The organism is Paenibacillus apii (assembly GCF_011043685.1).
Classification (GTDB): domain Bacteria; phylum Bacillota; class Bacilli; order Paenibacillales; family Paenibacillaceae; genus Paenibacillus_AQ; species Paenibacillus_AQ sabinae.
This window is the reverse complement of record NZ_JAAKGU010000003.1, coordinates 305,743-324,212: the sequence shown is the minus strand read 5'-3', so window position 1 is coordinate 324,212 and position 18,470 is coordinate 305,743. Positions and strand designations below refer to the sequence as shown.

At 51.2% G+C, this 18,470-nt stretch carries 22 protein-coding genes; 14 read left to right on the top strand and 8 right to left on the bottom strand.

What is annotated here, in order from left to right; translation table 11 throughout:
* Positions 1-73 precede the first annotated feature (73 nt).
* The 3 genes from G5B47_RS09890 to G5B47_RS09880 all read left to right on the top strand — a co-directional run bounded on the left by G5B47_RS09890 (position 74) and on the right by G5B47_RS09880 (position 2,654).
* Entirely contained in the window at positions 74-784 is a 711-nt protein-coding gene (locus tag G5B47_RS09890) for an SDR family oxidoreductase (protein WP_025333605.1), read from the top strand.
* Positions 785-1,096: 312 nt separating this feature from the next.
* Complete coding sequence (locus tag G5B47_RS09885) at positions 1,097-1,315, top strand: hypothetical protein (protein WP_165097367.1); 219 nt, start codon at positions 1,097-1,099, stop codon at positions 1,313-1,315.
* A gap of 118 nt (positions 1,316-1,433) precedes the next feature.
* A complete protein-coding gene (locus G5B47_RS09880) occupies positions 1,434-2,654 on the top strand; it encodes a glycosyltransferase family 8 protein (protein WP_165097365.1) in 1,221 nt (406 codons plus the stop codon).
* Positions 2,655-2,790: 136 nt separating this feature from the next.
* On the opposite strand, the gene G5B47_RS09875 is transcribed toward G5B47_RS09880, so the two are convergent.
* The 6 genes from G5B47_RS09875 to G5B47_RS09850 form a co-directional block, all read right to left on the bottom strand.
* Positions 2,791-3,087, bottom strand: a complete 297-nt coding sequence (locus G5B47_RS09875; RefSeq protein ID WP_165097559.1) for a spore coat protein — start codon at positions 3,085-3,087, stop codon at positions 2,791-2,793.
* A gap of 4 nt (positions 3,088-3,091) precedes the next feature.
* On the bottom strand, positions 3,092-3,298 hold the full coding sequence (locus G5B47_RS09870) for a hypothetical protein (RefSeq protein ID WP_025333609.1): 207 nt from the start codon (positions 3,296-3,298) through the stop codon (positions 3,092-3,094).
* Positions 3,299-3,330: 32 nt separating this feature from the next.
* Entirely contained in the window at positions 3,331-4,467 is a 1,137-nt protein-coding gene (locus G5B47_RS09865; protein ID WP_165097363.1) for a zinc-dependent alcohol dehydrogenase, read from the bottom strand.
* Positions 4,464-4,850 carry a spore coat protein gene (locus tag G5B47_RS09860; protein WP_165097361.1) on the bottom strand — a complete coding sequence of 129 codons (387 nt, stop codon included), beginning with the start codon at positions 4,848-4,850 and terminating at the stop codon, positions 4,464-4,466. The genes G5B47_RS09865 and G5B47_RS09860 overlap by 4 nt, the downstream gene beginning before the upstream one ends.
* Positions 4,851-4,863: 13 nt before the next feature.
* Positions 4,864-5,109 carry a spore gernimation protein GerQ gene (locus G5B47_RS09855; protein ID WP_124695360.1) on the bottom strand — a complete coding sequence of 82 codons (246 nt, stop codon included), beginning with the start codon at positions 5,107-5,109 and terminating at the stop codon, positions 4,864-4,866.
* 527 nt (positions 5,110-5,636) lie between these two features.
* Complete coding sequence (locus G5B47_RS09850; RefSeq protein ID WP_165097359.1) at positions 5,637-6,377, bottom strand: SDR family NAD(P)-dependent oxidoreductase; 741 nt, start codon at positions 6,375-6,377, stop codon at positions 5,637-5,639.
* 131 nt (positions 6,378-6,508) lie between these two features.
* Here G5B47_RS09850 and G5B47_RS09845 point away from each other — a divergent pair, with 131 nt between their 5' ends.
* The gene (locus G5B47_RS09845) at positions 6,509-7,396 is read left to right on the top strand and encodes a LysR family transcriptional regulator (protein WP_165097357.1); all 888 of its coding nucleotides are present in this window, start codon (positions 6,509-6,511) and stop codon (positions 7,394-7,396) included.
* On the opposite strand, the gene G5B47_RS09840 is transcribed toward G5B47_RS09845, so the two are convergent.
* Positions 7,389-8,303 (bottom strand): phosphatidate cytidylyltransferase, encoded by a 915-nt coding sequence (locus G5B47_RS09840; protein WP_165097355.1) that lies wholly within the window; start codon positions 8,301-8,303, stop codon positions 7,389-7,391. The genes G5B47_RS09845 and G5B47_RS09840 overlap by 8 nt on opposite strands.
* Positions 8,304-8,401: 98 nt before the next feature.
* Here G5B47_RS09840 and G5B47_RS09835 point away from each other — a divergent pair, with 98 nt between their 5' ends.
* From G5B47_RS09835 to G5B47_RS09815, 5 genes are all read left to right on the top strand, one after another.
* On the top strand, positions 8,402-8,944 hold the full coding sequence (locus tag G5B47_RS09835) for a hypothetical protein (RefSeq protein WP_165097353.1): 543 nt from the start codon (positions 8,402-8,404) through the stop codon (positions 8,942-8,944).
* Between the two features lie 47 nt (positions 8,945-8,991).
* On the top strand, positions 8,992-9,471 hold the full coding sequence (locus G5B47_RS09830; protein WP_165097351.1) for a DinB family protein: 480 nt from the start codon (positions 8,992-8,994) through the stop codon (positions 9,469-9,471).
* Between the two features lie 53 nt (positions 9,472-9,524).
* Positions 9,525-10,802 carry a B12-binding domain-containing radical SAM protein gene (locus tag G5B47_RS09825; RefSeq protein WP_165097349.1) on the top strand — a complete coding sequence of 426 codons (1,278 nt, stop codon included), beginning with the start codon at positions 9,525-9,527 and terminating at the stop codon, positions 10,800-10,802.
* A 357-nt stretch (positions 10,803-11,159) separates the two neighbouring features.
* Positions 11,160-11,744: a sigma-70 family RNA polymerase sigma factor gene (locus G5B47_RS09820; protein ID WP_165097347.1), complete on the top strand. Its 585-nt coding sequence runs from the start codon at positions 11,160-11,162 to the stop codon at positions 11,742-11,744.
* Positions 11,734-12,489 carry a DUF3600 domain-containing protein gene (locus tag G5B47_RS09815; protein WP_165097345.1) on the top strand — a complete coding sequence of 252 codons (756 nt, stop codon included), beginning with the start codon at positions 11,734-11,736 and terminating at the stop codon, positions 12,487-12,489. The genes G5B47_RS09820 and G5B47_RS09815 overlap by 11 nt, the downstream gene beginning before the upstream one ends.
* A gap of 93 nt (positions 12,490-12,582) precedes the next feature.
* On the opposite strand, the gene G5B47_RS09810 is transcribed toward G5B47_RS09815, so the two are convergent.
* A complete protein-coding gene (locus tag G5B47_RS09810; protein WP_165097343.1) occupies positions 12,583-13,161 on the bottom strand; it encodes a TetR/AcrR family transcriptional regulator in 579 nt (192 codons plus the stop codon).
* 153 nt (positions 13,162-13,314) lie between these two features.
* Here G5B47_RS09810 and G5B47_RS09805 point away from each other — a divergent pair, with 153 nt between their 5' ends.
* The 5 genes from G5B47_RS09805 to G5B47_RS09785 all read left to right on the top strand — a co-directional run bounded on the left by G5B47_RS09805 (position 13,315) and on the right by G5B47_RS09785 (position 18,053).
* Positions 13,315-14,550, top strand: a complete 1,236-nt coding sequence (locus G5B47_RS09805) for an MFS transporter (protein WP_165097341.1) — start codon at positions 13,315-13,317, stop codon at positions 14,548-14,550.
* Positions 14,551-14,739: 189 nt separating this feature from the next.
* Positions 14,740-15,831, top strand: coding sequence for an outer membrane lipoprotein-sorting protein (locus G5B47_RS09800; protein WP_165097339.1), 1,092 nt, complete (start codon positions 14,740-14,742; stop codon positions 15,829-15,831).
* A gap of 192 nt (positions 15,832-16,023) precedes the next feature.
* Positions 16,024-17,226 carry an alanine racemase gene (alr, locus tag G5B47_RS09795; protein WP_165097337.1) on the top strand — a complete coding sequence of 401 codons (1,203 nt, stop codon included), beginning with the start codon at positions 16,024-16,026 and terminating at the stop codon, positions 17,224-17,226.
* A 191-nt stretch (positions 17,227-17,417) separates the two neighbouring features.
* A complete protein-coding gene (locus tag G5B47_RS09790; protein ID WP_025333624.1) occupies positions 17,418-17,699 on the top strand; it encodes a CopG family ribbon-helix-helix protein in 282 nt (93 codons plus the stop codon).
* Positions 17,700-17,702: 3 nt separating this feature from the next.
* Entirely contained in the window at positions 17,703-18,053 is a 351-nt protein-coding gene (locus G5B47_RS09785) for a type II toxin-antitoxin system PemK/MazF family toxin (protein WP_025333625.1), read from the top strand.
* The last annotated feature ends 417 nt before the right edge of the window (positions 18,054-18,470 follow it).

Sequence of the window (18,470 nt, the reverse complement as noted above, 5' to 3'; positions counted from 1 at the left end):
TCTAGTTAAATAATTAACTAATGTTGATCTGTCTGTTGGGTATACTAAATTCCTTGTTAAGGAGCGAAGAAAAGTGGAAAACTTAAAGTCTAAGGTGATCATTGTTACAGGCGCATCCAGCGGAATTGGAGAGTCAACGGTAAGACTATTAGCCCAAAAGGGGGCTAAGGTAGTATTGGCGGCAAGAAGAACGAATCTTATGCAGGAGATCGTAAACGATATTAAGCAAGAGGGCGGTGAAGCGGCCTTTATTGAGGCAGAGGTAAGCTCGCCGGAAGACATGAAAAGGCTGGCACAGTTTGCTATCGAGCAGTATGGCCGGATTGATGTTCTTGTGAATAATGCCGGATACCAGCAGCTATCCTTATTAAATGAGCTCAAGATTGAAGAGTGGAATAAGGCGATTGATGTAAATATCAAAGGCGTTTTGTATGCCATTGCCGCAGTCCTGCCGACAATGCGTGAACAGAAATCGGGACATATTATAAACATTTCTTCGGTTATGGGCCATAAGGTGATTCCAACCACCACAGTATACAGTGCCACTAAGTCGGCAGTTCGCGCGATTTCGGAAGGGTTGCGGCAGGAGGAATCACCGGAATCAAATATCCGATCAACCATTATCTCTCCAGGAATGACAGCGACGGGTGTTCTTGCTGATTATGCAGAGTATCCAAGCCTTTCACCAGCTGCTGTGGCTAGAGCGATTGCCTATGCAATTAATGAACCTGAGGATACAGGAGTTAATGAGATTTTGCTTAGACCGACATTACAATCCTTATAATCCCCTGACGAGTAGGGGAGTCAATGGAAAAATAATTATAAATAAAACTTGCCGTTATAGACAGCGCGGAGAACCGTACCACAAGTGATGGTAAACAGGGCTAGGCAAGAATTAATATTGGATAATCTCTTCATAAGCAGATTAATGCAAAGGTAGATTTTTGTTAACGGTATAACTTTAAATACAGTGAGACTAAAGATGTTATTTACCTAGGTATCACGATAAGAAACAGGAACGGTAACACGAAAATCGACAGCTATCTTATTCGATTCATGATCAGCTCTCCTTTTAGTCAGCGGTTCTATACTGAGCATGGTCCAGAGCGCCGTAATGATCGGGGCTCCGGTGCTCGGCGGCGTCATGATCGATTGGGCCGGTCCCCGGCAGATATTCGCTAGTCTCGGGCTCGTCATTACGCTTGTCGGCGGATTGGGTATGCTCCTTGGACGTCTGCTCTGGCCCGGGGAGAAGGAGGAAGAACGCCGAGCGGCCGCAAGCTTCAGTGCCGGTTCACAGAATGATTATAAATAAATCGGGCAGCTATTGGGGAATAGTCCAAACCAGTTTCTGGGTTTAACATACACTTAAAGGGTCAAATGCATCATGTGACTATGCAAAAGCATACTTTAAGGGCAGGTGAATCCGGAAAATGATTGAGCTGGTTTTGACTATCAACGATAGGGACGGAAGATACGCAGAGCATGCGGGTGTTGTTCTTGCATCCATTTTTTCTAATACCCAGCAGACGATCAATGTCCACATTGTTCATGATGATTCACTAAGCGATGAGAACAAGTTAAGGCTCACTCAGCTCGTCGATGCGTTTCATCACAACATCTTTTTTTATCATGTCACAATTCCCGGAGATTTTCTTGAAGTTGCGGCCGGCGTGAATAAAATCGACTATTGGACAATAGCCAGTATGTACCGTCTGCTGCTGCCGCAGATTATTCAGGCCGACAGGGTTATTTATCTGGACTGCGATATTCTGGTCAATATGGATATTAACGAATTGTGGAGTGTTGATCTGGGAGGGCAGTACTTAGGCGCAGTTCGGGATCAAGGCGTAAATTTGATGGAGTACTTTGTTTCGCTTGGGCTTAACGCGGAGCTGTATTTTAACTCGGGAGTCATTCTGTTTCATTTGAACAATATCCGCAGCAGAGAGACCTGGTATCAAGAAATGCTCGGTTTCATGCGCACTTTTCCGTCGATAACGATGCCTGACCAGGATATTCTGAATGCCCTGTACAGCTTAAACTATGTGCAGCTAGATCTGCGGTTTAATACGTTCGCTCACCCCGAGCTCGATTTGGAGAATAAAATAGTACATTTCGCCGGGGACGGAAAATGGTGGAATGAAGATTCGCCCGCTGCGCCGCTGTACCAAAAATATCTTGCCATGACCCCCTGGGCTCCTGGATTTATACCAGCTCCTGTTTCCGAGCCGGAGCCGGTCATCATCCCGCCAGACCCGCCGCCCCCGCCGCAGGAAGAATTGGCGATTGCGCCGCCCGAGCCGCCCGCTCCGGAAATTCCGGTTCCTGATCCGCCGGTTCTTGAAATTCCCGTACCGCAAGTGGAAGAACCGGTGATTGCTCCCGTAAAGCCGCACGGACGGAAACGCCGCAGATTGATTCGGTTGCGGAGAAAGTTGAGACTGAGAAGGAAATTGCGCCTGCGGCGAAGATTAAGACTGAGAAAGCTCAGATTAATCCGCGCGAAATATCGTTCACGTAAGCGGGTAAAACTGCTCAAGCGCCAGCGGGCGGCGAAGAACAAAGCCCTGAAACCGGCCAAAAAGAAGCTGCGGCGAGTCAGAACCATTCACACATCCCGTTCGAAGCGTCCGTTAAAGCGTACCTCATAATCGTTTGTTGCACACTTGTCCCCAGCTTTAGACCTGACGTCATGATAAAGAGATATGTAAATTTGGATGGATTGGATTTTTGCGGATAAGCCGGCTGCTCCCATCAGTTCAAAGTAAGCAGCCGGTGCATTCGCATTCAGGACGGAATATTCAGAGCGGTCTGAATGTTTTGCAGATCCAGTTGAACTTGTTCATTGAGATTATGCGGGTGATATAAGCCCCGCCGAACCATGTAGTCGGCAATCATTTCATACAGGTCTATTGCTTCCTCAAGCTGTTTGACCAGAACGGATTTAACTTCAGGCGTGGCGCATTCGGTGACGGCCATGGCGTAGTTTCTGACTCCGCTTTTGGCGGTGATCAGAAAATCCATGGTAATGACTTCATCGGTCAGGGTGCTCAGCCCTGTAATACGTTCCAGGATCGGGTTCATCATTTCATCTCCCCTGCTGCGATTTGGATAAAAGTGTGCTTAGATCCTGAAGGTGCTGCGTGGATACTTGAACGTCATGCTTCAGGATTTGCTGCAGTTCCGGGTCGGACACCAGAACCTGCATCGTTTTGGATTTCGTCAGGCAGACGGTCTTGAACGCCGCTATTTCATGGACCTCGAGCGTTTCGTGTAAAGCGTATGATGGATTCATTTTTGATTACTCACCCCTTGTCGGATCAGTCATTACGGTTTTAGAATCACTTTAATGCAATCGTCCGTCTTCGTGTCGAAGACCTCATAGCCGCGCTTCGCATCGCTAAGCGGAATGACGTGCGTAATAATGTCTCCCGGGTCCACTTTACCGGAGGTTACCAGCTCGTACATATAGGGCATATAATGAATAACAGGAGCCTGTCCGGAGCGGATGTTGATGTTGCGCTGCATGATATCGCCAAGCGGAAACCCGTTATAGCGCCCGCCATATACTCCTGTTATTTGGATCGTTCCGCCTTTGCGTACCGCTTGAGACGCGATGACCAGAGGACTCAATGTTCCGCCTTGCAGCTTGAGGCCGCTTGCGAGGAATTCCAGATCGCTCATTTTTCCGTCCATTCCGACGGCGTCAATCACGACATCGGCTCCGCCTTTGGTAAGCTCCTTGAGGTGGTTGCCGATATTTTGCTGCTCCTCGAAATTGACAATTTCTACTTTATTCGTAAGCTTTGCATGCCGCAGGCGGTAATCGACGTAGTCGACGGCTATGACCCTTTTTGCGCCTTTCAGCCAGGCAAACTTCTGGGCAAGAAGTCCCACCGGGCCGCAGCCCAGTACGATCACGGTATCTCCATCCTTCACACCGGCGTTGTCGATGCTCCAGAACGCGGTCGTCATCGCATCGGCTATCAGGCAGAGCTTTTCATCCGATTCTTCACAGCTTTCGGGGATTTTGAAGTGGGTAAAGTTCGCGAAAGGAACGCGTAAATACTCGGCTTGTCCGCCAGGATACCCGCCAGTTGTTCCGGAGTAGCCGAAATACGCGCCGATTTCCCCGTTTTCGTTGGAATGGTCGCATTGGCTTTCCAGATGGTTTTTACAGTAAAAGCACTCTCCGCAGGCGATGTTGAACGGAATAATCACCCGGTCGCCTTTCTTCAGCTTGGTTACTCCGGAGCCAACCTCTTCCACAATTCCCATAGGCTCATGCCCGATGACATAATCCTCCTGAAGATTGGGAATCATCCCGTGGATCAGGTGGAGGTCGGAGCCGCAGATGGCCGTGCTGGTCAATCTGACAATCATGTCCTCAGGCTTCTCTATTTTAGGGTCCGGGACCTCTTTTACGGCGATATTTTTAATGCCTTGATACGTTACGGCCTTCATGCCTGATTTCCTCGAATGTGTTCATCTGGCGTCCGGTCGAACAAGCCTTTGCGCCCCGTATCCTCCGGGAACAAATTCATTTGCCCGATCATGACCGTGTTGTTTGCCGAAAGCTGGTCCAGCTGGTATTGCTCATTGAGCTCATAAGGATGGAACCATTTCTTGCGCATCATGAGGTCGGAAATCTCCTGGTGCATTGCGATTCCTTGTCTCAGCTGATTGCGCAGCAGCGCTCTGGCATCCGGAGAAGCCGTTTCAGTGAGGGCAATCGCCGTATTTCTTACTCCTTCTTTGGCACGAATAAGGAAGTCCGTGGCAAAGGTCGTATCCGCCATTTCCGGCATATTTAACGCGTTTATCGGGTCTAAATAATCCGGGTTCATTGGGTTTCCTCCTCTAGTTTAGAATGGGCGTGGGACGATTGGTGGGGACGGGTGCCTGGAAAGGAGCTCTGGCATAGACGGCCTGCAGCTCCGCAATTGCCTGGATGGACTGCTCGACATCTTTTTGCATCAAGTCTTTGAGCTCCTGATCAAACACGATTCCCTGCATAAGCTTGGATTTGGCCAAGCAGAGCGTTTTAAAATTAAGCGCTTCGTGAAGTTCCATCGATTCATGCGGCGCCAGAATTTGTGCAGTCATATGTGAAATAATCCCCTCCTTATTGGTTTTCTGGGATAGCATTTCCCGGACCTACGGAATTATGCTTAAAAATAAGAAACCGGCGTGGGGGGCTCCGGTCGTAGCCCCGTAGATTCTAATCATCCACTCCTTGTGTGAACCGATGATCGTTGTAATCACATTTTTTCATTCTGAATGAACCTTTTTGGCAAAATGAGCCAATATCCATTGTAAGACCCGAATGGAGGCCGGCCCTATGAAGGAGTTAGACTTGAACCCGTGGCGATCTATCTGACTTGGCAAATTGCAGGCGGTGACACCAATGTTTAGATGTTTCAAGCTTCTACGCTAGGTACGGCATACGAGGAGATCAATATAGGAGGCCGAACAGTTGTCTATCATGTACAGACCGATTCCCCGAATATGACCAAAGAACAATTGATTGAAGCGGCACAGAGTTTGTTATAAGCTAATCATTCAAAAAAAGAACGGTTGATTCCATTGAACAATGGCGTCAGCCGTTCTCTTTTGGTTTTTCAGATTCCAAATTACAACGTTTGTCCGCTGTCCACGGTAATGATCTGCCCAGTCATCGCTTCCTGTTCCAGGACTGCGCAGATCATGGAGGCGATATCCTCGGGGGCTGCAATCCGCTGCAATAAAAGATGGGGAGCGAGCCTGCGCATTTGTTCTTCCCTGCCGGCCCACCATCTTGTCGCGACGGCGCCCGGCACGACACAGTTGACCCGAATATCGGGAGCGAGCGCCCGGGCCAACGATTTCGTCAGACCGTGAACGGCTGCTTTCGATACGGCATAGGGAAGCGAGGAGCCGAGCCCGGTTTGTCCGGCGATGCTGCCGAGATTGACGATCGTTCCCTGTTTATTTTTCTTCATATGGGGGGCAACAGCCCGCGCGCAGTAAAACATGCCCTTCACATTCACATCGAACAATTCATCCCAAGTTTCCCCGGTTGCCGCTTCCAGATCGTCCATGGGAATATGCTTGGTAATGCTGGCGTTGTTGACGAGCACATCCACGGTACCAAATTGCTGAACGATGGTTTCGGTCATGGTCCGGACTTCGTTGTCCCGGGATACGTCGGCTTGTACAGCTATCGCCCATCCGCCCAGATCGTTAATCCGGCGGACGGTTTCCTCCGCCTCCGGTCTGGAGCGTGAATAATTGACGACAACGGCTGCTCCCCGCTCGGCCAGTATAAGGCTTGCCGCTCTGCCAATCCCCGTGCCGCCGCCCGTAACAAGGGCCACTTTCTGTTTTAAATCCATAATCCATTCACTCCTGTGGCGAGTTTGATTTATCCTTGAATATATTGTAAATCGCCTCATTCGATTTGTATAATTGAACTAATTGAAGCTTATGTTCAAAAGTTTTGAACTAGCAGAGAGGAGGGAGCAGGGTGGATCTTAAAACCCTTAAAACTTTTCAATTGATCGTGAAATACGGGAGCTTCGTCCGTGCGGCTGAGGAAATGAACTATGTGCAATCGACCGTGACGATGCAAATTCAGAAGCTTGAAGCCGAGCTGGGCGTTCAACTGATCGAACGGGGAAACGGAAAAGAACTTCGGCTGACCGAAGCCGGAAGATTATTTCACGGCCAAAGCCTGCAAATCGTAAAAAACATGGAGCAAATCCAAACGGATCTGGCCAATTTGCAGCTCGGTGAATCAGGGCATCTTCGGATAGGAGTGACGGAGCCGACAGCGAGTTACCGTTTGCCCGGCATTCTGAAGGGGTTTATGTCCAAGTATCCGAATATCCGCATTTCCGTGGAGTTCGGGAACACTCTGCTGCTGAGCGAGCGAACCCTCAAAGGAGAGCTTGATTTTTCGCTCTGCTCGGCGCCGGATCTTGGGACCGACCTTTATTTTGAGCCCTTGTTCAAGGAAGAGTTCGTAGCGTTAATGCCTGAAGATCATCCGCTGGCGCTGAAAGAGGTTCTCTCGCCCGAAGATCTTCGGGATTATCGCCTGCTGATCACCTCGGCCACCTGTCCGTACCGCAGAAAGCTGGAGATGGTGATGCAGGAAACGGGGAACCTGACGCTTGATACGATGGAGATCGGAAGCATGACGGCGTTGAAATTTTTCGCCCAGAGCGGCCTCGGCATCGCCCTTGTCCCGAAGATTATAGCGGAGCCCGTTTCAGCGGGAACCACCACCCGCAGCATCCAAGGAAGCCTGATCCATATGACTTTCGGGCTCCTGTCCAAAGCTTCGGCATATCCGCCGCAGTTGGCCGGGCACAAGCTTTATCAGTATCTGAAGCAGCATTTAGCTACATAAAATCGAAAAAATAACGGATCACGTGGAAAAAGACCGGCGAGGTGTAGGTCAGGCTGTCGACCCGGCTTAAGTAGCTTTTTTTCAACGCATCGAACTTATCGTCATCGCCGATTAACAAATCCCGCTTCAGTACGGAAACCGTCAGGCTGCCGAAGAAACCGCTCAGGCTGATCAGCATACCGGAGAAGATACCGAAAGTCGGGTCAAGCGGCGTCAGGTAAGGGTAGATCAGATACGAGGCCCCTGTCGTTACGAGAAAAGCGCATGCGAAGCCTTCCCACGTCAAATTCGGATTGGCGGTCGGGACGACCTTCCGCTTGCCGAAATAGATGGATGCGAGATAGTTTACAGCATCGCCAAGCTGCGTCAGCACCACCAGAAAAAGCACAAGTCCCGCTCCGTACTGCGGCGTGGCAATCTGGAAATAGGCCATGTGGCTAAGTCCGAAAACCATCAGCATGAGTCCCCACTGGGCCCGGCTGACGCTGCGCAGAAATCCGACCGTGCCTTTGTTGATCAATCTCGGGAGCGGCAGGAACAAGAATACATAGATGGGGATAAAGACAATAAACATCCCGTACCAACCGATATAGATCCAATAGAACTGCACGGGAATCGACAAATACGCCCATAGATACAGCCTGCGGTCGGCTTTTTTTGACTTAATCATGGAGAAATATTCCTTCAGCGCGAAGAAGGCGAGCACCATGAGGGATAGGAGCGAAACGACCGGGTTGAAAAGGGTGGCCAAGCAAAAAATGAGCAGCATGCCCCACCACGTCTTAATGCGAAATCCAAGGCCCGTATAGTCTTTGCCCGGCTGAATTCTGCCCATCACATAATACAGCAGATGAATGACCGATAGGACTGCAAAAATAAGAACGAGCGTTAATAGCGAACGGTTCACTGACAATCACCAACTTGCCTGCAGAGTAGGAATCCATTAAAGGAATCTTATGATATTATGAAGGAAACGTTCACACTTGATAAGGGGAAAATTTGTAAATGGCAGCTGATCAATCGGTTTATATTCTGCTTACGAATACCGGAACACTTTTTACGAAAATCATTCAAGGCTACACGAAAGCGCCTTACAATCACGCTTCGATTTCCTTCAACCGGGAGCTTTCGGAGCTGTACAGCTTCGGGAGAAAGCACCCGAGTAATCCCCTGAATGGCGGATTCGTAAAGGAGGATCTCAAGACAGGCACATTCAGCAAGTATCCGAATACGACATGCGTCATCTATGAGCTTCGGGTAACAAGACGGGAAGTTGCGAAAATGAGGCGGGTTCTGCAAATCTTTATCCGCAGCCGCCAAAAGTATCTCTATAACATTCTGGGCGTGATCGGCGTCGCGCTAAAAGAACCAGTCGAATTCAGCAACTCCTACTTTTGCTCGCAATTCGTCGCGGAAATTCTGGAGAGGTCCGGTATCAAGCTGTGGAATAAGCTGCCTGCGCTCGTTACGCCAGATGATTTTCGGCAAAATGACCGGCTGCATTTGATCTACGAAGGGAAATTAAGCGAGTACGAGCCGGAGTGCTGAAATAGCGGGTGCGGCGAAATTCTCAACATGTTGAAAGGGGGAAGAAAATGGTTCATGCAAAGGATGTCCTTAGCAATCAATTATTATCCAATGCGAATGATCCAAGCTGGCATATCCCGTTCATGCAGGTGGTCCGAGACATCACGGAGGATGAAGCCTTTTGGAAGCCTGGTCAAGACAGCAGCAGTATCGCTGAGCTTACACAGCATTTGCTGTATTGGAATGAAACGTGGCAGACCAGATACCGGCAGCGCCGGATGGATGCTGTGCCCCCTGTAGGAGATAACAACAACAGCTTTGTCATACCGGAGAACACCACATTTCGTGAGTTAAGTGCAGAGCTTCTGAAGGTGCTTTTAGGGTGGCAGGAGCTGCTGTCCGAAGAAAGCCTGGAAGCCGAGGTGGCAGGATTTCCAGAGCCGGCTAAATGGTGGGAGATCATCAGCAACGCGGCAACCCACAATGCCTATCATATCGGCCAAATAGTTTATATCCGCAAGCTTTGGATGAGGAATATGAGGGAATAAGTTGGCGAGCCAGTGATACCAAACACTGATTGGATTTATAGGGAAGGTGAACCATGAGGAAAAAGATTCTGCTCATTCAGCCCGAGAACGAGAAGATCAATCGGTTCAGAAGGAAGCAGTTCAATAACTTCGTCCAGATTACGATGCCGTATTTGGCGGGGTTCATCGATGAGAGCAAGTATGAGATCACGCTGGTGGATGAGTACCGGCAGCGAATCCCTTTTCGCCGTACGTTTGATTTGGTAGCCATCACCGTGAATACGCCGAACGCCTACCACTGCTACCAAATTGCGGAGAAGTTCCGGGCACATGGGGCCAAGGTGGTCATGGGCGGGCCGCATGTTACGCTGCTGCCGGAGGAGGCTTCGCGGCACTGCGATAGTATCCTGATCGGTGAAGCGGAGGTGACCTGGCCGGCGTTTCTGGAGGATTTTTATACAGGACAAGAACGGGCCGTCTACCGGTCGGAGGGCATACCCGATCTGAAGAATCTTCCTCAACCGAGATGGGATCTCTTAAAAAGAAACCGGCTGATGAAAGGCGCGGTGTTCGCGACACGGGGCTGCCCTTACCGCTGCGCGTACTGTAACCTGAAGCAGATTTACCACGACCGCTTTCGCGTCCGGCCGATTCCTGAGGTTATCCGCGAAATCTCTTTAATGAAATCGAAGTTTTTCGTATTCTGGGACGATAATTTTTTTGCGGATAAAGCCCACGCTACCCAACTGATGGAGAGACTGAAGTCTTTGGGCAAAAAATGGGCCGCGCAGGTGACCCTCGCCGATTGCAATGACGACGAGCTGCTGGAGCGGGCAAGGGAAGCGGGCTGTCTGTATCTGTTCGTCGGGCTGGAGTCCTTCTCGCCATCCGCATTGCGGGGCGTCAACAAAGGGATCAACCGGGTCCATACATACCGTGATATCATCCGAAAGCTGCACAAGCACAAAATCATGATCCAGGCCGGCATTGTGTTCGGCTTTGACGAGGATACACCAGCAACCTTCCGGCATACGCTGGAGGCCTGCGAGGAGCTGGGGATTGACGGAGTGACCGTCAGCCTGCTTACCCCGCTGCCCCGGACACCCGTCTATGCCGGAATGAAGCAGGAACAGCGGCTGCTGAATGAAGACTGGAGTCTGTACAACGGTAAGACGGATGTCGTGTTCCGTCCCCGGAATATGACCTCGGAGGAGCTGCTTGAGGGCTACCTCGATTTTCGCCGCAGGTTCTATTCGCTGCCCTCATTTATCAGGCGGATGAGGGTTTCAAGGACGCATCTCTTTTACAACTTCATTATCAATCTGGGATACCGATTGGCCCTCAAGCGTTAAGCGGGAAGTCCGCAGGCTGGGGGCTTTTTTTGCGTTGATTTTAATGTATCGTTACGGCTGTAAGGAGCAGTGCTTGCATTATGGGTTAACTGGAGAGCTGAACGGGAAAAAGCGGAGCTTATTGGACCCAAATCCGAGTATCCACTGAATAAAAGGGATTTTCCCCCTCTTAATAGGGGGATTTCCCCGGAAAAGGCCCTTTTCTCAGAAATAAGCTGGAGCTTTTCCCGTTTGTTTCACTAAATACGTCCCCGAGGGGAGTATAAACGGGAGCTTTTCCAGTCTAATTTCAAAAAAAGCGAACGAAATATCCGGTACTCTCCAATATAGAGTGTAAGACCGAAGGGGGAATGGCGGATGAACAATCCAAGCGAAGAATCGCAGCTCGCAGCGCTTGTGCTTGCCGGCAGCCGTGAAGCGTACAGCCAGCTGTATGAAAAAACGATAACCGAGGTGTATCGAACCGTCCGTTTCCTCGTTGGCGAATCATCCGATACGGATGATGTTGTTCAGGAGATTTACATTCAGGCGTACAGGTCTCTTGGGCAGTATGACGCGGCCAGGCCTTTTCGTCCGTGGCTGATGGGGGTGGTCATGCGGCAAATCCGGGCATACCGGAGAAAGAGGTGGAATCATATCCGCCTGATTAAAAAAGCGCAGCAGAGCGGAAGCGTCGCCGATCATGATTTTTCCGGGGAGGTGGCGGATAGATTATCATACCGCCCGCTGATTGCAAGCGTGGAACGCCTTCCGTACAAGCTGAAGCAGGTCGTGATTCTGCACTATTTGAACGAGTACTCTCAGGACGAAATTGCGGATGCGCTGGGCATCCCTCTCGGAACGGTAAAATCCCGTATCCACGCCGCTTTGAGGAAGCTGCGCAGCAAGCGGAGCAGCGAGATTTTGCTTAGGGGAAAGGTGGAGGATTTGCATGAAGCTTGAGCAAGAGCTGCAGGAGGCATTGCGGGAAGAAAGCAGCGGCTGGATGGCTCCCGCGGAACTGAAGGACAGAATATTGAATCACCAATCATTGAGACCGGAGGGAAGAAGAATGAAAAAATGGATTGCGGCAGGCATTCTGGCCGCCGTGCTGCTCGTTCCTACCGGAGCCTATGCCGGGTATCACTACCTGGCGGACTCCGTATATGGTTCGCAGGAGCGGCTGGAGCAATTCGGCGGAACCCAGCAGCAGTATGACCATCTTGAAGCGAAGCTGCAAGCGGCAGAGCAGAGCTTTGAACCGCAGGAGTTCGCGAAGCTTTCGGTCCTGCTTAAAAAATTGGGCGATTATAACCTCAAGATAGCCGATGACAAGGGAGCGCTGCATCCCGAGCGGCTGAGCCCTGAAGATCAGGAAGCCTATAATAAATTGAACGCGGAGCTGGAGCCTTATTTTGAAAAATTGAACGCAGAGGGGACCGGGAATGGGAGCGTGAAGGAAACCGGGCAGCAGGTGGACAGCGCTGCGTTCTGGAAAAAGGCGCTGGTCCACGGGGAGCAAAACCTCAGCAGCCAGGATTTTGCCAAAGTGAAGAGAATCATCGGCGAAATTCAAAAGATAGAGGTGAAGCCGGACGGCAGCGCCCGGGCGTTTACGGCTGAAGAGAGCGAACAGCTGAAATCACTGATCCGGCAGCTGGAGCCCTACCAGAAGCAATTGGGGATTATGCTGAAGCCGGCTTCCTGACTCCTGACCCCGCCACGGTTAGTGCGGTCTTGTCCATGAACGAAAGCCCATGCGCTCTGCAATCAGCAGGCACATGGGCTTTTAATTTTCAGTTTAGCGAGATTTAATCCCCTCAAACCCATAGGTTATTAAATTTTTTATAACCGTTTCTTCCAGATTTTCGCCGGTAATTAACAGTCTATAAAAGATGGGGCCGTACAAGAGATCAATACATAATGAGATATCCAGGCCCTCTCTAAGTTCACCCCGCTGGGCTCCCCGCTCCAGAAGCTGCCGCGCCTCAAGCCGCCGGGGATGGAAAAATTCCGCCCGGTAGGCTTCAGCCAGCCCCGGATCAAATTGTCCCTCACCGATCAGCTCGGTAATAACTTTCCCTTCCCGGCTTGACAGAAATCTGGCCAAATTCGAGGCATGAATGATGATATCGTCAAACACCGACCCGGTATCGGGTATAGGCAGTCTTTCGGAAGCCGCGCACAGGTAGCCGGCCATGACGACAGCAGCCTTATTGGGCCACCATTTATAAATGGTCGCTTTGCTGACCTTGGCCCGTTCCGCAATTTTTTCAACCGTTACGGCACCGAAGCCGGTTTCGAGCAGCAGGTCATAGGAGGCGTTTAGAATAGCCTTTTCGGCTTCGACATTGCGTGGACGTCCTCTTTTGGTATTCATAGTGAATTCTCCTCCTTAAAAGTTCCATCAAGCTTTGCCTGACATATACTGTACGTATATTATACAAAATATTTATGGGTTGGAAAAACTATTTACAAAACTGAACGTTCAGTATATTATATAGATGTGGATTAAAACTAAGGAGGAATCAGAATGAATCATTCGCAGTCTGAAGTTAAACGTGTGCCGAACTGGATCATGCTGCTGCTGGCCATATCGTGTGGCCTTATCGTTGCCAATCTTTATTATGCTCAACCTTTGGTGGGACCCATCAGCGAGGCTACGGGTTTGTCGCCCGGCGCGGCGGGATTAATCGTAACGCTGACGCAAATCGGTTATGTACTCGGATTGCTGTTCATCGTTCCGCTTAGTGATCTTATCGAAAATCGGCGTTTGGCAGTTTCCGCATTGATCGTCGTCGTGTGTGCTCTGATTGCAGCGGCGCTGGCGACGAATGCAGCGATTTTTCTGGCGGCGTCTCTATTTATCGGACTTGGATCTGTAACAGCGCAAATTCTTGTTCCTTATGCCGCTTATCTGGCATCGGAAGAGCAGCGCGGCCGTGTCGTAGGCAATGTAATGAGCGGACTGCTGCTGGGGATTATGTTCGCCCGTCCGGTGGCAAGCTTTCTGGCCGACCTCTTTGGATGGAAAGTTATATTTTGGCTGTCGGCTGGAATCATTGCCTTGCTGACCCTTCTTCTGTCTCGCGCACTTCCTGAGCGCAAGCCCGCGCCAACCCTGAAATATGCCCAATTGATAGGCTCGTTGGGAGCTCTTTGGAGAGGAACGCCTGTTTTGCGCCGCAGAGCCTTTTATCAAGCTTTTCTATTTGGCTCCTTCAGTCTTTTTTGGACCGTTGTCCCGCTGCGGTTATCCGGATATTTTCATTTGTCGCAGCAAGGAATCGCCTTATTTGCCTTGGCCGGTGTGGCTGGTGCGGTAGCTGCTCCAATCGCAGGGAGACTGGCTGACCGGGGCTGGACCCGGATGCTGACCGGTCTGGCTATTACGATCGCAGCTGCATCCTTGTTACTCGCGTATCTGGTCCGTGGAAATTCTGCTGTATCTCTGGCATTGCTCCTTCTTGCCGCAATCGTGCTGGACATGGGAGTTTCCGGTAATCTCGTACTGGGGCAGCGTGCGATCTATTCCTTGGGGAGCGAGTCCAGAGGGCGTCTGAATGGCCTGTTTATGGCTATATTCTTTGTCGGCGGGGCATTAGGCTCTTTCCTGGGTGGCTGGTCTTATGCTTACGGCGGCTGGTCCTCGGCAGCCCTGTTAGGCTTCCTGATGCCGGTTTTGGCCCTGCTGTACTTTTTTACGGAACACAAACAGCCGGCGGCTGCGCTGGTTAACCATGGCGGCGAAACCGTCGCCAATAAATAAACATCTATTCCCGGCCGCAGCGCCGGTTGTAACGGCAAGAACCTGAGACCTGTGCAGGTTCTTGCCGTTTATTTTTGCCCGGGTGTATCCGAGGTCCCACGCTTGTCACGCCTGTCTGCATATTGCGTTGTTGTCCCTCATAGACATGTACTAATCAATGCATTCAAAACAGGTTAAGGGGATGATGTCATGCGCCGGATAGCATGGGTACTCGCGGTCATTATGAGCGTGGCCCTTCTGATGACGGGGTGCGGAAAGAAGGATGCCGCGTCCGTGGTCAAGGATTTGAACGACGTGGCCGACAAGCTGGAGAGCAAGACGGGAGCTTATCAGGGGGCGGGCACGATGACCCTGTATACCGGAGAGCAGCCGCAGGAGTATAAGGTTGAGGTATGGTACAAAAATCCGTCGTATTACCGGATCAGCCTGGCCAACGTGCAGAAGAACCTGACGCAGATCGTGCTGCGCAACGATGAAGGCGTGTTTGTGCTGACTCCGAGTCTCGGCAAGAGCTTCCGGTTCCAGAGTGACTGGCCGGACAATCAGGGGCAGGTCTACCTGTACCAGACGCTGGTGAAAGGCATCGTCGCTGACAACAACCGCCAGTTCGTGGCCGACAAGGACAGCTACATATTCGACGTTGCGGCCAATTACCAGAGCAGCGCCCTGGTGCGGCAGAAGATTTGGCTGGACAAAAAGACTTACGGGCCCAAAGAGGTGCAGGTATCGGACGCGGAAGCCAAGGTCGTGGTCGATGTGAAGTTCGATAAATTCACCTTTACCCCCGAGTTTACCGCCGATTCGTTTGACATGCAGAAGAATATGGCTTCGCAAGGCGCTTCGGAAAATACGGTGGCCGAGGTCGATGAGAACGGCAACCCTCTGCCTGCCGCGGATACTCAGGATGGAACGCAGGCCCAGGCGAGCGCGCAGCTTGGCGATTTCGGTATCATTGAACCGGGGTACACTCCCGAAGGCGTGAAGTTCAAGGATTCCAACAAAGTCGAGAGCAGCGACGACCATGCCGTGCTTCTGCGGTACGAGGGAATTTACCAGTACACGATCATGGAATCGCGTCCGCTCGATCAGGCCGTGTCGCTTGCGCCGGGAGAAGGCGTTGACCTTGGCTTCACCCTCGGTCTTCTGACCGGGGCCCAGGATGAGCAGCAGACTTTGACCTGGATGAGCGACGGACTTCAGTTCCGGATTACCAGCGCGAACCTCCCCCCAAGTGAAATGATGGAAATTGCCGTGTCTATGCAGGATCAAGCGGGTAAATAATAGGTTGTAGGCGGATACTGCTTATTGTGGGATGATTTCCTTCTACAATGTAGTATCCGCTTTGCTTTCCTCCGTAACGTCAAATCCCTGCTTACATTGACAGTCCCTTCCGTTAGCATTACCATTACGAATAAGAAAGAGATCAATGCAATCCATGGCAGATGCTTATTTCACACGAGAAGGTGACTGGAAGTGCAAGAAAGCTATCGACCGACCGTAGCCGAGATTGATTTGGATGCTTTGCGCGCAAATTACGAGAGCTTCCGCCGGCATTTGTCGGCGGGTATGAAGTTTATGGTTTGCGTCAAAGGAAATGCCTACGGTCATGGGGCAGTGGAAGTGACACGGGAACTGGAACGTCTGGGCGCGGATTATGTCAGTGTGGCTTTTCTGGACGAGGCGATCGAGCTGCGTCAGGCGGGAATCGGCCTGCCGATTCTGGTGCTCGGCTATACGCCCCCGGAAGCCATTGAGGCCGCCTGGGAGAACGACGTAACCGTGACGCTTTTTACTCCTGAAGTGCTGGAGGCGGCATCGAAGCTTCCTGTGAATGACAGCCGGAAGCTGAAGGCGCACATCAAGATCGACAGCGGCATGGGCCGACTCGGACTTCTTCCGGCCGATGCGCCGCCGTTCATTGAAGAGGCGCAGCGCGTTCGGCAGTTGGAATTGGAGGGGATGTTCACCCATTTTGCCAAAGCGGATGAAGCAGACAAAAGCTATACACTGGAGCAGTACCGACGGTTCATGAGCGTGACGGAAGCGCTTCGGGAAAGACAGATCCACATCCCGATCATACATACGGGCAATAGCGCTACGGCCATTGATACCCCGCATTTATCTCCGAACATGGTTCGCGTGGGCGTCAGCATATACGGATTCTATCCTTCGACCGAGGTGAACCGGCAGCAGGTGAAGCTGCAACCGGTCATGACGCTGAAGACAAAGGCTGTATATGTCAAAAGCCTGCCGGAGAGCTGGGGCATCAGCTACGGCACCCGCTACCGCGCAGGTAGCGGTGAATATATCGCGACGCTGCCCATAGGGTACGCAGACGGATATTCCCGCATGCTGAGCGGCAAGGCAGAGGTGTTAATACGCGGCCGCCGCGTTCCTGTCGTCGGAACCATCTGCATGGACCAGTGTATGGTATCGCTCAAATCTTTCGCCGAAGAGGCGGAACAAATCAAAGCCGGCGAAGAGGTTGTACTCATCGGCCGCCAGGCTGGCGGCTCCATTACGGCAGACGAGGTGGCTCTCCATCTTGGAACGATACACTACGAGGTGACCTGCATGCTGGCCCACCGGGTGCCGCGCGTCTATATCCGCGAAGGCTCGGCTCCCCGCCTGGTGAATGCCTTACTGCAATCCGGAAGCCCCAATCCTGTAGGATAAGCGGGAATCATCAAGGAATATGAATTCGTGGACAATGATGTGACTTATGGTCTATACGAACCGCCGTTTCTAGTTTATAATTGAATGCAGCATACTTGATATACTGACGGCATATATTCCTTGTATAAAATTCCTTGCATAATGCTACACTGGAATACAAGGGCAGTAGGTTTGTGGGGGTGGAAGAGAAGTTGGCCAATTTGCAAAACACCAAAAGAATCATGATCAGCTTGCCCGATCATCTCTTGCAGGAGGTGGACGGAATTGTCCAGATGGAAAATTCCAACCGCAGTGAATTGATCCGGCAGGCCATGAAGCTGTATCTCAGCGAACGGAGGAAGCGTTCCATCAGGGAGTCCATGCAGCGTGGATACATGGAAATGGCCAAGATCAACTTGACCATGGCATGTGAAGCGTTCCTAGCCGAGGAAGATGCAGACAGCACTCTTGGCCGCTTAGTAAGCGGGGTGTAGATATTGATCGTAAAACGCGGCGACGTTTTTTTTGCCGACCTTTCGCCAGTAGTGGGCTCGGAGCAAGGCGGGGTAAGGCCCGTGCTGGTTATTCAGAACGATATTGGCAATCGCTTCAGTCCTACGGTAATTGTTGCGGCAATTACCGCACAAATTCAGAAGGCCAAGCTGCCCACCCATGTAGAGATTGAAGCGGCGTCCCACGGGTTTGACCGGGATTCCGTCATTCTGCTGGAGCAGGTCCGGACGATCGACAAGCAGCGCTTGACGGATAAGATCACCCACCTGGATGACGAAACGATGAAAAAGGTGGATGATTCGCTGCAAATCAGCTTGGGGCTGATTGATTTTTAAGCAGGAACGCGATTTCATAGAAAATTTTACGAAAGGCTCGCCGCGGCTGCGCGGTGAGCCTTTTTGTCGTCTTTCTGGCCGTCCCCAGCGGTTGTACGTGTTAAAGCTCCAGTTTGCTGATTTTGAAAGCCATGAGGCTAAAGATACAGGGTGACGGCAGAGAGCCATAAGCCGCAATTCCCTCGTAGTACTCGCGGGAACAACGAATGGTTTTGTATGGAAGAGCATTGCTGTTACTCTATCCGCTGAAGTTTCGAAGAAGCGCGTGTCTGAGCCTTTCCGCGAGCTTTTTTACCCCGGAGATTGTCCAGGGCGGCTGGAACGTCTTTGGCCAAGTATGATACTATTTGACATAGCGGACTTAAGAGGTTGGAGGAGGAAGCTCATTGATCGAACAGGATAAGAATACCGTTTCGG

Excerpts from the sequence above, each read along its gene's own strand:
- G5B47_RS09800 (WP_165097339.1), top strand. The coding sequence starts at position 14,740 with ATGCGCCGGATAGCATGGGTACTCGCGGTCATTATGAGCGTGGCCCTT.
- G5B47_RS09880 (WP_165097365.1), top strand. The coding sequence starts at position 1,434 with ATGATTGAGCTGGTTTTGACTATCAACGATAGGGACGGAAGATACGCA.
- G5B47_RS09810 (WP_165097343.1), bottom strand. The coding sequence starts at position 13,161 with ATGAATACCAAAAGAGGACGTCCACGCAATGTCGAAGCCGAAAAGGCT.
- G5B47_RS09815 (WP_165097345.1), top strand. The coding sequence starts at position 11,734 with ATGAAGCTTGAGCAAGAGCTGCAGGAGGCATTGCGGGAAGAAAGCAGC.
- G5B47_RS09875 (WP_165097559.1), bottom strand. The coding sequence starts at position 3,087 with ATGAACCCGATCCTGGAACGTATTACAGGGCTGAGCACCCTGACCGAT.
- G5B47_RS09805 (WP_165097341.1), top strand. The coding sequence starts at position 13,315 with ATGAATCATTCGCAGTCTGAAGTTAAACGTGTGCCGAACTGGATCATG.
- G5B47_RS09860 (WP_165097361.1), bottom strand. The coding sequence starts at position 4,850 with ATGAACCCGGATTATTTAGACCCGATAAACGCGTTAAATATGCCGGAA.
- G5B47_RS09870 (WP_025333609.1), bottom strand. The coding sequence starts at position 3,298 with ATGAATCCATCATACGCTTTACACGAAACGCTCGAGGTCCATGAAATA.
- G5B47_RS09865 (WP_165097363.1), bottom strand. The coding sequence starts at position 4,467 with ATGAAGGCCGTAACGTATCAAGGCATTAAAAATATCGCCGTAAAAGAG.
- G5B47_RS09850 (WP_165097359.1), bottom strand. The coding sequence starts at position 6,377 with ATGGATTTAAAACAGAAAGTGGCCCTTGTTACGGGCGGCGGCACGGGG.
- G5B47_RS09830 (WP_165097351.1), top strand. The coding sequence starts at position 8,992 with ATGGTTCATGCAAAGGATGTCCTTAGCAATCAATTATTATCCAATGCG.
- G5B47_RS09835 (WP_165097353.1), top strand. The coding sequence starts at position 8,402 with ATGGCAGCTGATCAATCGGTTTATATTCTGCTTACGAATACCGGAACA.
- G5B47_RS09855 (WP_124695360.1), bottom strand. The coding sequence starts at position 5,109 with ATGACTGCACAAATTCTGGCGCCGCATGAATCGATGGAACTTCACGAA.
- G5B47_RS09825 (WP_165097349.1), top strand. The coding sequence starts at position 9,525 with ATGAGGAAAAAGATTCTGCTCATTCAGCCCGAGAACGAGAAGATCAAT.
- G5B47_RS09820 (WP_165097347.1), top strand. The coding sequence starts at position 11,160 with ATGAACAATCCAAGCGAAGAATCGCAGCTCGCAGCGCTTGTGCTTGCC.
- G5B47_RS09885 (WP_165097367.1), top strand. The coding sequence starts at position 1,097 with ATGGTCCAGAGCGCCGTAATGATCGGGGCTCCGGTGCTCGGCGGCGTC.